We start from the raw sequence: 12,302 nt of genomic DNA, 5'->3' as shown, positions 1-12,302 counted from the left end.
GGTGTGCACTGCGGGGTCGGGGTCGGGGTCGGGGTCGGGGCCGGGGTCGGCGGGGCGGGACGCCGGGGGCGGGCCCGGCTCGCGGGGCAGGTCCCAGTCACGGGCCACGGACTCGGCGTCGGCGCCGGGCCGGGCGGGCCCCGTGCGTACCGCGGTGGGGGTCGCGGAGAAGCGGGGCGCGGGGGCCGGCTGGGTGATGCCGTCGTGGTCGGTGAAGGTGGAGCGGGCGGCGAGGTGCGGGTGGTGCGGGGCCTCGCGCAGCGACAGCACGGGGGCCGTGCAGGCGTCGGAGTCGGCGAAGACGGCCGTCCACTCCTCGCGGGTACGGGACTTGAACCGGGCGGCGACGGCCGCGCGCAGCTCGGGCCAGCGGGCCACGTCGTCGCGGGCCGGCAGTGCCGGGTCGGGGACGCCGAGGAGGCGCAGGAACTCGGCGTAGAACCGCGGTTCGAGCGCACCGACCGCCATGTACCGGCCGTCGGCGGTCTCGTAGGTGCCGTAGAAGGGGCAGCCGCCGTCGAGGAGGTTGGCGCCGCGCCGGTCCTGCCAGCTTCCGGCGGCGAGCATGCCGTGGATCATCGTGGAGAGGTGGGCGGTGCCGTCCACGATCGCGGCGTCCACGACCTGCCCGGTGCCGCTCGCGCGCGCGTGGTGCAGGGCGGCGAGCACGCCGACGACCAGGTAGAGGGAACCGCCCGCGTAGTCGCCGAGGAGGTTGGCGGGGACGGCCGGCGGCTCGTCGGGGGCGCCGATCATGCCGAGTGTGCCGGTGAGCGCGATGTACCCGATGTCGTGCCCGGCGCGCCGGGCGAGCGGGCCGTCCTGGCCCCAGCCGGTCATGCGGCCGTAGACGAGCGCCGGGTTGCGGGCGTGGCAGTCCCCGGGGCCGACGCCGAGCCGTTCGGCGACGCCCGGGCGGTAGCCCTCGATCAGGACGTCGGCGCGTTCGGCGAGGTCCAGGACGCGGGCGGGGCCGTCCGGGGCCTTGAGGTCGACGACCACGGAGCGCTTGTTGCGGTTGGTGACGTCGCGGGCGGGGTCGATCCCGAGGCCCGGTCCGCCGGGCCGGTCGACGCGGACCACGTCGGCGCCCAGGTCGGCCAGGAGCATGGCGGCGAAGGGCCCGGGCCCGATGCCGGCCAGTTCGACCACGCGCACGCCCGTGAGCGGGCCCTCGGCGCCCGGCTTCCGCGTCGGCGTCCTCGCCTCCGGCATCCGGCCCCCTGCTCTGTGACACAACCGATGTAACACCAGTGATGCTAAGAACCCGTTCCACTGGGCACAAGACCTGGACGAGCAAGCGCTTAGCCAATTGTGCGCGGGCTCCTGTCCGGGCCGCACGGTCCTCACGCTAGCCTCAGCCACCGGCAACGGCGCGTGCTGCGGACCCAGGGGTTGCCGACGGGTGACGGAGGGATGTCATGAGCAGGCTGAAGGCGGCCGACCGGCCGTACGACATCGTGCTGTTCGGGGCGACGGGCTTCGTCGGCGAACTGACGGCGGAGTACCTCGCCGCGCACGCGCCGCAGGGGCTGCGCTGGGCGGTCGCCGGGCGCGACGGCGAGAAGCTGCGCCGCCTGCGCGACCGGCTGCCCGCCGAGGACGTCGGCGTGCTGCGCGCGGACGTGTCCGCCCCGGACACGCTGCGCGAACTCGCCCGGCACGCGCGCGTGCTGGCCACGACGGTCGGCCCGTACGTCCGGTACGGCGACGCGCTGGTCGCGGCCTGCGCGGAGGCCGGCACGGACTACCTCGACCTCACCGGGGAGCCCGAGTTCGTGGACCTGACGTACGTCCGCCACGACGCCCGCGCGCGGGAGACCGGCGCCCGGCTGGTGCACGCCTGCGGCTTCGACTCCGTCCCGCACGACCTCGGCGTCCACTTCACCGTGCGGCACCTGCCGGAGGGGGTGCCGCTGAGCGTGGACGGCTTCGTACGGGTGGGCGCCGCGTTCTCGGGCGGGACGCTCGCCTCCGCGCTGGGCCAGTTCGCACGCGGGCGCCGGCTGCGGGCCGCCGCGCTGGAACGCCGGCGGCACGAGCCCCGGCTGACGGGCCGCCGGGTGGTGACGTCGGCGGCCAGGCCGCGGTTCGCCGGTGAGGTGGGGGCGTGGGCACTGCCGCTGCCGACCGTGGACGCGCAGATCGTGCGCCGGTCGGCCAGGACCCTGGAGCGCTACGGCCCCGACTTCCGCTACCGCCACTACGCGGCCGTACGGCACCTGCCCGTCGCGGTGGGCGGGGTGGCGGCCGTGGGCGCACTGGTGGCGGCGGCCCAGGTGCCGCCCGCGCGGCGCCTGCTGTCCGGCCGGCTCGTGCCGGGCGACGGTCCGAGCGCCGAGCGGCGGGCGAGGAGCTGGTTCTCGGTCCGTTTCGTGGGCGAGGGCGGCGGCCGGAGGGTGTTCACCGAGGTGTCGGGCGGCGATCCGGGGTACGACGAGACGGCCAAGATGTTCGCCGAGGCGGCGCTGTGCCTGGCCCTCGACGCCCTGCCGCCGACGGCCGGGCAGGTCACGACGGCCGTGGCGATGGGCGACGCGCTCACCGGACGGCTGCGGGCGGCCGGCATCGGGTTCCGGGTGGCCGCGACCCGCTGAACGGTCTCGGCGGGAGCAGGCCGCTCAGGGGCCGCGCCTACCCGGACCACCCGGCGAGGGTGTAGATCATCCCGCCGATCCAGGCCAGGCCCGCGCCCACCGCCAGCACCAGTCCCGCGGTCACGGCCCGTCCGACGGGCCGGCCGGTCTCGGCCGGGTACTTGGGGGCACGGTGTGGTGTCATGCCGTCCACCCTGCCGGGGCGGCGGACGGCGGCACATCCGTACGGGTACTCAGATCCGTCAGTCCGCCAGGGATCCCGGACCGTCACATTTGGGACTTTCGCCTACCGCGCCCTGCACGCACGGGGACGGTGCGCGGCCGAAGTCCCCACAAGGACTTCAATGAAACCCTTGAAGGCATGAAGTTCCTTCTCGAAGTCACCATGGACGAGGGCGCGCTCGCCGAGGACCCCGCGGGCGAGCTGCAGCGGATCCTGCGGTACTGGGGCGGCAACCTGAAGCACTACGGCATGCGGCCCGGCGACGGCTCGGCCGTCCACGACTCGGCGTACCGGGAGGTGGGCCGCTGGAGCATCGAGGGTCAGGCCGGGTAGACGGCGTCCCGCAGAGCCGCGCGGCACAGGGCGTCGGCCCTGCGGGTGGTCTCCGGCAACCGGTAGGCGGGCGCGAGGGCCAGCGTGTGGGCGCAGGCGCCGGCGAGGCTCATCCGGTGCCCGACGGAGACGAATACCGGCTTCACGCCGTCGCGTGTGCGCACCGCACACCCGACCTCCTCCGCACCGTCGAGCAGCGGGGACGTGCTCCCGCGCGGCCCGTCGGGGTCGGCGTACGTGAAGGTGAACGGGTTCTTGGCCACGCCGATCGTGGGCAGTCCGGTGAGGACGCCCAGATGGCTGGCGAGGCCGAAGCGGCGCGGGTGGGCCAGGCCGTACCCGTCGCACACGACCAGGCCGGGCGCGCAGGGCAGCGCGTCCAGGGCGGCCAGCACGGTCGGGACCTCCCGGAACGCCAGCAGACCGGGCACGTAGGGGAAGGAGATCCGCCCGACGGCCGTGGTCTCGGCGACGACGTCGAGGGTCGCGGCGTCCAGCACGACGGCCGCCGCGGCGACGACGTCGCGTTCGTCGTCGTAGGCGACGTCCACGCCGGTCACCCGGCCGGTGCCGGGCGGCGGGCCGGGCTCGTCGAGCACCACGCGGGCGCGCAGTTCGTCCTGCACGGCGCGGGCACGCTCCTCGGTGGCGGGCCAGTCGGCGGGGATCTGCGCGGTCACGGTCGTCGTCATGGTGGCCGCAAGCCTACGGGAGGGTCCGAGCGGGATCGCGGGCGTGTTCGTACCGGGACTGCCCCGGATCACTTGCCCAGTGCCTGGCGCAGTTCGCCCTTGTTCATGCTCGAACGGCCGTGCACGTCACGGCGCTTGGCCTCCTGGTAGAGCTGGTCGTAGGTGGGGCCCTGGGGCCCCTGCCGGTTCCCGGACCGCCGGCCGCCGCGCTCGCTCGGGGACTTGTCCCGCGTCGAGGTGCGGCTGGCGGTCTTCGACTCGCCGGACTGCGCGCGTTCCTTGTTCACCGTCCGCGCCGCGATCTCCTTGGCGCGGCCGGTGCTCTCGCCGCGGTCCTTCGCGCTCTTCTTGATGTGCTCGTACTGCCGCTCCCGCTTGGAGTTCGAACCGCTCGGCATGACCGATCACTTCCTCTCACGTTCAGCGAACGGTTACCCACGTTACGGACAAACACCCCCGTCCGCCCGGCGTCAGCGCTCCGGCCGGGCGACCCGGCCCTGCCCGCCCGCGGCCCAACAGCCCGGGTCCGGGGCGCAGTCCACGGTGCCGTGGGACCCGGTGCCGACGGTCCGCCAGGTGCGGCCGCCGTCCGTGATGAGCCGGTGCCCGTGGGCCCGACGACTAGGACGGTCGTACGGCTGTGCGGGAGCCGGGCGACGCCGGAGCGGCAGGCCGCGGCGGCGGAGGGCACCCGCCCGGGTGCCCGGGGCGCCGGGGGCGGCCGGCGCCGGGCGTCCGGGCGGCGGCCCGCAGGGATGCCTCTCCGGGGCGGTGGTCGCCGCCGACGGCGAGGCCGTGTGCGCGCGGTCGCGGAAGGCGGGGGCGAAGACGCCGCGGGCCGGGTCGTCGGCCGGGAGGGGGGCGTCGGTGGCCGTCCGGGGGAGGCCGCGGTCGGCGGAGTGCGGCACGCGCGCGTGCGGGCCCGCCGGTGGCCGGCCACACGTCCCCGGGCCCGGCGGAGACCAGGCACCGGCCACAGGCCGCGAACCCGGCCTCGCCGTCCTGTGCGGGCGGCACGCCCTCGGCGCGCAGCACCTTCCAGGAGCGACCGGCGCCGCGGCGCAGACCGCTCCCGCGAGCGCCGCACGCCCCGTCCGCCTGCCGTCGGCTCGAACGGCCCGTACCGTGCGTCGCGTGCTCCCCATGCGCCTCATGGCGGGGCGGAGCCGGCCCACCGCCCGCGCGCCGTCCAGAGGGCCACGACCGCGCCCACGCGTGGTGCGGACGCGCCGCAAGTGCTCCGCGGGGCGCGAGAGGAGAGGCGGGTCACTCCTGAGCGCTCCCGGGCATGAACGCGGTGACAGAGGTCACTCGCTCGTCGTGTGCACGGATGGGTTGGTTCCGGCGTCTCTCCCAGTGCCCGGCCCCGCACCGTCCCGAAGCCCGAAGCCCGTCCAGCCGTCACGAGGGAGCAAGGTGTTGTCCACCGTCATCGAGCAGCCCGTCGAGGCGCGTCTCGTCGCCGCCGCGCCGCGTATGCCGAGCATCCCCGCCACCCTGCACTACGACCGCGCCGACCCGTTCGCCGTGCGCATGACCTTCCCGGCCCCGGCCACCCTCGAGGGCGTGGAGGTCTGCTGGATCTTCTCCCGCGAGCTGCTCATCGCCGGGATGCAGGAGCCGAACGGCCACGGCGACGTCCGGGTCCGCCCGTACGGGTACGACCGGACCGTGCTGGAGTTCCACGCGCCCGAGGGCACCGCCGTGGTCCACGTCCGCTCGGGCGAGCTGCGCCGGTTCCTGCACGCGGCCGGCGAGCTGGTGCCGGTGGGGCTGGAACACCTCCAGCTGGACCTGGACCACGACCTGGCGGAGCTGATGCGCGGGAGCTGCTGACTCCCGCGGTTCCCTTGCCGCCCTTCTGCGGCTCCCTTGCCGCCCCCTGCGAGGGCGTCGCCGCGGCGGACGGCGCTCAGCCGCGCACGGACACCGGTGCGCGGGCGGTCTCGTCGCGCACCGCGTCCCTCACCTCGTCCACGATCCGCCGCAGGCCGGGGACCGCGCCCGCGCACCGCCCGGTCAGCTCCGCGACCCGGTCCCGCCCGCGCGCCCCCGACGCCGCGCCCGGGGGCCCGCCCAGCCCGGCGGCGGCCGCCAGCACGGCCAGGACCGCGTCCCGCTCGGAGACCTCCCCGGCCGGCAGCGGCCCCTCCAGCAGGTCCCGCGCCCGCTCCCGCAGCGCCCGTGCCGCGGCGGCCCGCGCGAGCACGTACTCCACGGACGGGAACACGCCGAGCACCCGCTTCTTCTCGGCGCGCAGGTAACCCTCGGCCACCAGTTGTTCCCGGACGGCGTCGAAGGTGACCCGGGCGTGCAGCCGCACCCAGGTGCGCCACCGGTGCGGCAGGGACTCGCGGACCAGTTCCAGCAGCCCGTCCAGGACGGCGTCCCCGGCGCGGGAGTCCAGGTCGGCGGGGGTGGCGATGCCCTCGTCGTCGGTGAGCAGCCCGCGCCGGGCCAGTTCGGTGAGCGCGCCGGCGCGCACCAGATGGTGGGCCCGGGCGGTGTCGGCCGCCAAGGACCGGTCGGGGTCCCAGGCCAGCAGGCAGAGCCGGGCCGGCAGGGAGAGCGAGCCGTCGGGCACGGGGGCCTCCTCGGGTTCCGCGTAAATGCGTTGACGGGCCAACCGGGTCTTTCCTAGATTCGGTACCGCTTCTGTTGCCGCCGATTGGAGAAGGACGTTGCTCGTCTGAGGTCCTGAGACACCGCGTCACACGTGTCCCACGTGTGTGCGCCGCGTGCGACCTCGGCGTTCGAGCCGTCCGTGCCTCCTGACGGAACAGGGCCTTCTTTTCGTGCCCTCCCCTCCTGCGACGACGGCCGCCCGCTTCCGGTGTCTCGATACGCGTGTGCCCCCTGACCGCTCCGAGCAACCGCGGGAGACCCGTATGTCTGCTTCCCCCACTTCTCTCACCTGCACGGCCCTGTCCTTCGCCTGGCCCGACGGCACCCGGGTCTTCGAGGGACTCGACGTCGCCTTCGGCCCCGGCCGCACCGGCCTCGTCGGTGTCAACGGAGCGGGCAAATCCACCCTGTTGAAGCTGATCGCCGGGCAGCTCACCCCGGCCGGAGGCACCGTCCGCGCGACCGGCGAGGTGGGCCTCCTTCCGCAGAACGTCACGCTCGACACCGCGCTGCGGGTCGACGAGGCGCTCGGCGTCGACGGACGGCGGGCCGCCCTGCACGCCATCGAGGCGGGCGACGTGAGCGAGGAGCACTTCGAGACGGTCGGCGACGACTGGGACGTCGAGGAACGCGCCCTGGCCACGCTGGGCGAACTGGGCCTGGGCCACATCGGCCTCGACCGCACCGTCGGCGAGCTGTCGGGCGGCGAGTCGGTGCTCCTGCGGCTGGCCGCGCTGCTGCTGGACCGGCCCGACGTGCTGCTCCTGGACGAGCCGACCAACAACCTCGACGTGTACGCCCGCAGGCGGCTGTACGCGGCCGTCGAGTCCTGGCCGGGTGTGCTGGTCGTGGTCAGCCACGACCGCGAGCTGCTGGAGCGGGTCGACCAGATCGCCGACCTGCGTTCCGGCTCGGTCACCTGGTACGGCGGCAACCTCACGGCCTACGAGGAGGCGCTCGCCGTGGAGCAGGAGGCGGCCGAGCGGATGGTCCGGGTCGCCGAGTCCGACCTGCGCCGGCAGAAGCGCGAACTGGCCGACGCCCAGGTCGTCCTGGCCCGGCGCAGGCGCTACGGACAGAAGATGTACGACACCAAGCGCGAGCCCCGGGCCGTGATGAAGCTGCGCGCCCGCACGGCCCAGCAGTCCGCCGGGAAGTACCGCGTCATGCACGAGGAGAAGCTCGCCGAGGCCAAGGAGCGGCTCGACGACGCGGTGGAGGCCGTGCGGGACGACGACGAGATCCGCGTCGACCTGCCGTACACGGCCGTGCCGCCGGGGCGGGCCGTGCTCACCCTGCGGGACCTGGAGCCGGCGTACGGCGCCGGTGTGGCGGGCGGTCTCGACGTGCACGGTCCCGAACGGATCGCGCTGGTCGGGCGCAACGGCGCGGGCAAGACCACGCTGCTGCGCACCGTCGCCGGGGAGCTGACGCCGGTGGCGGGCGAGGCGACGGCCCACGTGCCGCTGCGGTTCCTGCCGCAGCGCCTGGACGTCCTCGACGAGGACCTGACGGTCGCCGAGAACGTGGCCCGGTTCGCGCCGGGTGCCACCAACAACCGGATCCGGGCGCGGCTGGCGCGCTTCCTGTTCCGGGGCGCCCGCGCCGACCAGCGGGCCGCGACGCTGTCCGGCGGCGAACGCTTCCGGGCGGCGCTGGCGGCGCTGATGCTGGCCGAGCCCGCGCCGCAGTTGCTGATGCTGGACGAGCCGACCAACAACCTGGACATGGCGAGCGTGCGGCAGCTCACCAGCGCGCTGGAGGCGTACGAGGGAGCGCTGATCGTGGCCAGTCACGACCTGCCGTTCCTGGAGTCGCTCGGCATCACGCGCTGGCTGCTGCTGGAGGAGGGAGAACTGAAGGAAATCACGCCGGAAACTGTCGGGTATTCCGCCTAGCGTCCGCTGGATGAGCGAGTTCATCACCATCACCGGGGCCAGGGAGAACAACCTCCAGGACGTCACGCTGCGCATCCCGAAGGGCCGGCTGACCGTGTTCACCGGTGTTTCGGGGTCGGGGAAGTCGTCGGTCGTGTTCGACACGATCGCGGTGGAGTCGCAGCGCCAGCTGAACGAGACGTTCACCTGGTTCGTGCGCAACCGGCTGCCCAAGTACGAGCGGCCGCACGCGGACGCCCTGGAGGACCTGACCCCCGCGATCGTCGTCGACCAGCGGCCGGTGGGCGGCCACTCCCGCTCCACGGTCGGCACGATGACCGACATCCACTCGGTGCTGCGGGTGCTGTTCTCCCGGCACGGCACCCCCGGCGCCGGCGGCGCGACGGCGTACTCGTTCAACGACCCGTCGGGCATGTGCCCCGGCTGCGACGGCCTGGGCCGCAGGGTGCAGCCCGACTGGGACCGGATCCTGGACCCGGCCAGGTCGCTGGCCGGCGGGGCGGTGCGCTTCCCGCCGTTCGCCGCCGGGACCTGGCAGGGGCAGACCTACACCAACACCGAGGAGCTGGACACCGGCAAGCCGGTCGGCGACTTCACCGCGGCCGAGCGCGCCTTCCTGATGCGGGGACGGCCCGGCAGCAAGGTCACCGTCAACGGCTCGGGCGGGACGTGGCACACCGAGTACGAGGGACTCGCCGACCGGTTCGAGCGGCTGTACCTCAAGCGGGACCTGTCCGGCATGAGCGAGAAGACCCGTGACCTCGTGCGCGGCTTCCTGGTCGAGGCCCGCTGCCCCGACTGCGGCGGGGCCCGGCTGAACGCGGCGGCGCTCGCCAGCCGGATCGACGGGCACTCGATCGCCGACTGCTCGCGCATGCAGATCACCGACCTGATCGCGGTGCTGCGGCGGATCGACGACCCCGTGGCCCTGCCGGTCGCCGCCGCCGCGGTGGCCGCGCTGGAACGGGTGGAGGCGATCGGTCTCGGCTACCTCAGCCTCGACCGGGAGACCGCCACCCTGTCCGGCGGCGAGGGGCAGCGGCTGAAGACCGTGCGGCACCTCGGCTCCAGCCTGACCGGGATGACGTACATCTTCGACGAGCCCAGCGTCGGCCTGCACCCGCGTGACGTCGGGCGCCTGGGCGACCTGCTGCTGCGGTTGCGCGACAAGGGCAACACCGTGCTCGTGGTCGAGCACGACCCGGACGTCGTCAAGCTGGCCGACCACGTCGTCGACATGGGCCCGCGAGCAGGGGCCGAGGGGGGCCGGGTGGTGTTCGAGGGAACGCCGGGCGAACTGGCCGCGTCGGACACCCTCACCGGGCGGTGCCTGGGGCGGCGTACGGCGGTGAAGGACACCGTGCGCACGGCCACCGGCGAGCTGTGGGTCAAGGGCGCCGACCGGCACAACCTGCGGGGGGTGACGGTGGCGTTCGCGACCGGGGTGCTCACCGCGGTCACCGGGGTCGCCGGGTCGGGCAAGAGCACGCTGGTCGCGGAACTGACCGCCGCCCATCCGGACGCCGTGGTCGTCGACCAGTCGGCCATCGGGATCTCCGCCCGCTCCACCCCGGCGACCTACCTCGGGATCATGGACACGGTGCGCAAGATCTTCGCGCGGGCGACCGGTGCGGAGCCGGGCTTCTTCAGCTTCAACTCGGCCGGGGCCTGCGGCACGTGCGAGGGGCGAGGGGTGATCCACACCGACCTCGCCTTCATGGACCCGGTCACGACGACCTGCCACGACTGTGAGGGACGGCGCTTCCGGGAGGAGGTGCTGCGGCTGACGGTCGACGGCCGGTCGGTCGCCGACGTGCTCGCGATGACGGCCGACCAGGCACTGGACTTCTTCGCAGACCCGGGCGTACGGCGCCGTCTGCGCGCCCTGCGCGACGTCGGCCTGACCTACCTCACCCTCGGGCAGCCGCTGTCCACGCTCTCCGGGGGCGAGCGGCAGCGGATCAAGCTGGCCACCCGGCTGCACCGCACCGGTGCCGTCTACGTCCTGGACGAGCCGACGACCGGCCTGCACATGTCGGACGTGGAGGGGCTGCTCGGCCTGCTGGACCGGCTGGTGGACGCCGGCAACACCGTCGTGGTGGTCGAGCACAACCTGGACGTGGTGGCGCACGCCGACCGGGTGATCGACCTCGGCCCGGACGGCGGACGGGACGGCGGCCGGGTGATCTTCGAGGGCACCCCGCGCGAGCTGCTCGCCGCGCGCGGCTCCAGCACCGCGGAGCATCTCAGGAGGGCGACGAAGGGCTGACGGGGGTTCCGCGGCCCCGGGCTCCCGCCGCACGACGGCGAACCGGCACCGCGGCACGGGCGGCGAGCGCGCCGAGGACGGCGGAGCCGCTCACCGGCCTCGGTCACGCGCCGGTGTCCGTCGGCACCGGCGCGTTCGAGCACCTGGAAGACTGTGTGACGTGCCTCTCGGTCCGGCTGCGGGCGCCCGGCGCCCGAGCGCGGCCCGCAGGACGCCTCACCGGCCCCGGACCTGCGGGTCTCGGGGCCCTGTCGCATCACGCGGGACAGCGGCTGATCAGCGACCTTTACAGTGCGTTTAACCTACGGTCTCGTAACCTACGGTCTCGTAGCCTACGATCCCGTAGGTTACCCGGCACCGCTCGCCGGCTGCTCCGCCTGTCACACGTCCCTGGAGTTCTTCGTGACGATCGTCTCCCCGCACCTCGGCACTTCCGCCGACTGGACCGACGCCCGGCTGCTGTACGCGCTGGAGGAAGTGGTCGAGAAGGAGCTCAACCGGCATCTGAAGGTCGCCAAGGACTGGATGCCGCACGAGTACGTGCCGTGGAGCGACGGACGGAACTTCCCGGGGATCTTCGAGGACGGCGACCCCTGGGAGAAGGAGCAGTCCAAGGTCACCGAGATCGGCCGGATCGCCCTGGTGGTGAACCTCCTGACGGAGGACAACCTGCCCAGCTACCACCACGAGATCGCCAGTCTCTTCGGCCGCGACGGCGCCTGGGGCACCTGGGTCCACCGCTGGACCGCCGAGGAGGGCCGGCACGGCATCGTGATGCGCGACTACCTGCTCGCCTCGCGCGCGGTCGACCCGGACAAGCTGGAGCAGTTCCGCATGGCCCACATGAGTGAGGGCTTCGAGTCGGACAACCGGCACTCCATGCTGCACTCGGTGGCCTACGTGGCCTTCCAGGAGCTGGCCACGCGCATCTCGCACCGCAACACGGGCCACCAGTCCGGCGACCCGGTCTGCGACCGCATGCTGGCCCGCATCGCGACCGACGAGAACCTGCACATGGTCTTCTACCGGAACCTGCTCAAGGCGGCCTTCGACCTGGCGCCCGACCTGACGATGCAGGCGGTGCGGGACGTGGTGGTCAACTTCCGCATGCCGGGACACGGCATGCCCGGCTTCGAGCGGGCCGCCGCGCAGATGGCGATCGGCGAGGTCTACAACCTGCGCATCCACCACGACGACGTGATCCAGCCCGTCCTGCGCTTCCTGAGGGTCATGGAGATCGACGGCCTCGGCCCCGAGGGCCGGCAGGCGCAGGAGGAACTCGGCCTGTACATGGGCGGTCTGGACGCCGAGGCCGCCAAGTTCGACGAGAAGCTGGCGGCGCGCAAGGCCCGGATGGCGGCCCGCGCGGCGGGCTGACGCCCCGGCTCTGCGGCGCTCAGGACATGGCGCGCCGCAGGGCCAGTCTTTCCTTTTCCGACAGTCCGCCCCAGACGCCGAAACGCTCGTCGTGGGCCAGGGCGAACTCCAGGCAGGTCGAGCGGATCGGGCACAGGGCGCAGATCCGCTTCGCGTCCCGTACGGAACTGCCGGGCTCGGGGAAGAAGAAGTCGCCCCCGGTCTGCGCGCACAACGCCTGCTCCTGCCAGCTCAGGTCGGGCGTAGCGATGGTCTCGGTGTGCATGGGAAGCAGCGTGCCGGGGGACG

General features: G+C 74.0%; 12 protein-coding genes and 1 pseudogene. 6 read left to right on the top strand and 7 right to left on the bottom strand.

Annotated elements, in window-relative coordinates; all coding sequences use genetic code 11:
- Nucleotides 1-1,215, bottom strand: a 1,215-nt coding sequence (locus IG88_RS0133945) for a CaiB/BaiF CoA transferase family protein (protein ID WP_051852176.1), incomplete at its 3' end; no start/stop codon positions are given.
- 206 nt (nt 1,216-1,421) lie between these two features.
- Between IG88_RS0133945 and IG88_RS0133940 the strand changes: the two genes are divergently transcribed.
- Nucleotides 1,422-2,597, top strand: coding sequence for a saccharopine dehydrogenase family protein (locus IG88_RS0133940; protein ID WP_031049588.1), 1,176 nt, complete (start codon nt 1,422-1,424; stop codon nt 2,595-2,597).
- Between the two features lie 37 nt (nt 2,598-2,634).
- Here IG88_RS0133940 and mmpA read toward each other — a convergent pair whose 3' ends face one another.
- Nucleotides 2,635-2,781: a morphogenic membrane protein MmpA gene (gene mmpA, locus IG88_RS43015; protein ID WP_037837291.1), complete on the bottom strand. Its 147-nt coding sequence runs from the start codon at nt 2,779-2,781 to the stop codon at nt 2,635-2,637.
- 177 nt (nt 2,782-2,958) lie between these two features.
- Here mmpA and IG88_RS0133930 point away from each other — a divergent pair, with 177 nt between their 5' ends.
- Nucleotides 2,959-3,153 (top strand): hypothetical protein, encoded by a 195-nt coding sequence (locus tag IG88_RS0133930; RefSeq protein WP_031049585.1) that lies wholly within the window; start codon nt 2,959-2,961, stop codon nt 3,151-3,153.
- Here IG88_RS0133930 and IG88_RS0133925 read toward each other — a convergent pair.
- The 3 genes and pseudogenes from IG88_RS0133925 to IG88_RS39430 all read right to left on the bottom strand — a co-directional run.
- A complete protein-coding gene (locus tag IG88_RS0133925) occupies nt 3,141-3,845 on the bottom strand; it encodes an endonuclease V (RefSeq protein ID WP_031049583.1) in 705 nt (234 codons plus the stop codon). The two genes, IG88_RS0133930 and IG88_RS0133925, sit on opposite strands and share 13 nt — an antisense overlap.
- A 68-nt stretch (nt 3,846-3,913) precedes the next feature.
- A complete protein-coding gene (locus IG88_RS0133920; protein ID WP_031049582.1) occupies nt 3,914-4,243 on the bottom strand; it encodes a hypothetical protein in 330 nt (109 codons plus the stop codon).
- Nucleotides 4,244-4,315: 72 nt separating this feature from the next.
- Nucleotides 4,316-4,895 (bottom strand): annotated as a pseudogene (locus IG88_RS39430) (oxidoreductase); the annotation flags it as partial.
- Nucleotides 4,896-5,264: 369 nt separating this feature from the next.
- On the opposite strand from IG88_RS39430, the gene IG88_RS0133910 reads away from it, so the two are divergent.
- On the top strand, nt 5,265-5,681 hold the full coding sequence (locus IG88_RS0133910; RefSeq protein WP_031049579.1) for an SsgA family sporulation/cell division regulator: 417 nt from the start codon (nt 5,265-5,267) through the stop codon (nt 5,679-5,681).
- 76 nt (nt 5,682-5,757) lie between these two features.
- On the opposite strand, the gene IG88_RS0133905 is transcribed toward IG88_RS0133910, so the two are convergent.
- The gene (locus IG88_RS0133905; RefSeq protein ID WP_037837288.1) at nt 5,758-6,429 is read right to left on the bottom strand and encodes a GOLPH3/VPS74 family protein; all 672 of its coding nucleotides are present in this window, start codon (nt 6,427-6,429) and stop codon (nt 5,758-5,760) included.
- Between the two features lie 304 nt (nt 6,430-6,733).
- Between IG88_RS0133905 and IG88_RS0133900 the strand changes: the two genes are divergently transcribed.
- From IG88_RS0133900 to IG88_RS0133890, 3 genes are all read left to right on the top strand, one after another.
- Entirely contained in the window at nt 6,734-8,368 is a 1,635-nt protein-coding gene (locus IG88_RS0133900; protein WP_031049573.1) for an ABC-F family ATP-binding cassette domain-containing protein, read from the top strand.
- 10 nt (nt 8,369-8,378) lie between these two features.
- On the top strand, nt 8,379-10,637 hold the full coding sequence (locus IG88_RS0133895; protein ID WP_031049570.1) for an ATP-binding cassette domain-containing protein: 2,259 nt from the start codon (nt 8,379-8,381) through the stop codon (nt 10,635-10,637).
- Nucleotides 10,638-11,039: 402 nt separating this feature from the next.
- On the top strand, nt 11,040-12,014 hold the full coding sequence (locus tag IG88_RS0133890) for an acyl-ACP desaturase (RefSeq protein WP_031049567.1): 975 nt from the start codon (nt 11,040-11,042) through the stop codon (nt 12,012-12,014).
- 19 nt (nt 12,015-12,033) lie between these two features.
- Here IG88_RS0133890 and IG88_RS0133885 read toward each other — a convergent pair whose 3' ends face one another.
- Entirely contained in the window at nt 12,034-12,279 is a 246-nt protein-coding gene (locus IG88_RS0133885; protein ID WP_031049566.1) for a WhiB family transcriptional regulator, read from the bottom strand.
- Between the last annotated feature and the right edge of the window lie 23 nt (nt 12,280-12,302).

Origin of the sequence: Streptomyces sp. NRRL F-5650 (genome assembly GCF_000721365.1) — a bacterium.
In the GTDB taxonomy this organism is placed as follows: domain Bacteria; phylum Actinomycetota; class Actinomycetes; order Streptomycetales; family Streptomycetaceae; genus Streptomyces; species Streptomyces ardesiacus.
The sequence above is the reverse complement of the archived record's forward strand: the minus strand, read 5'-3'. Positions and strand labels throughout refer to the sequence as shown.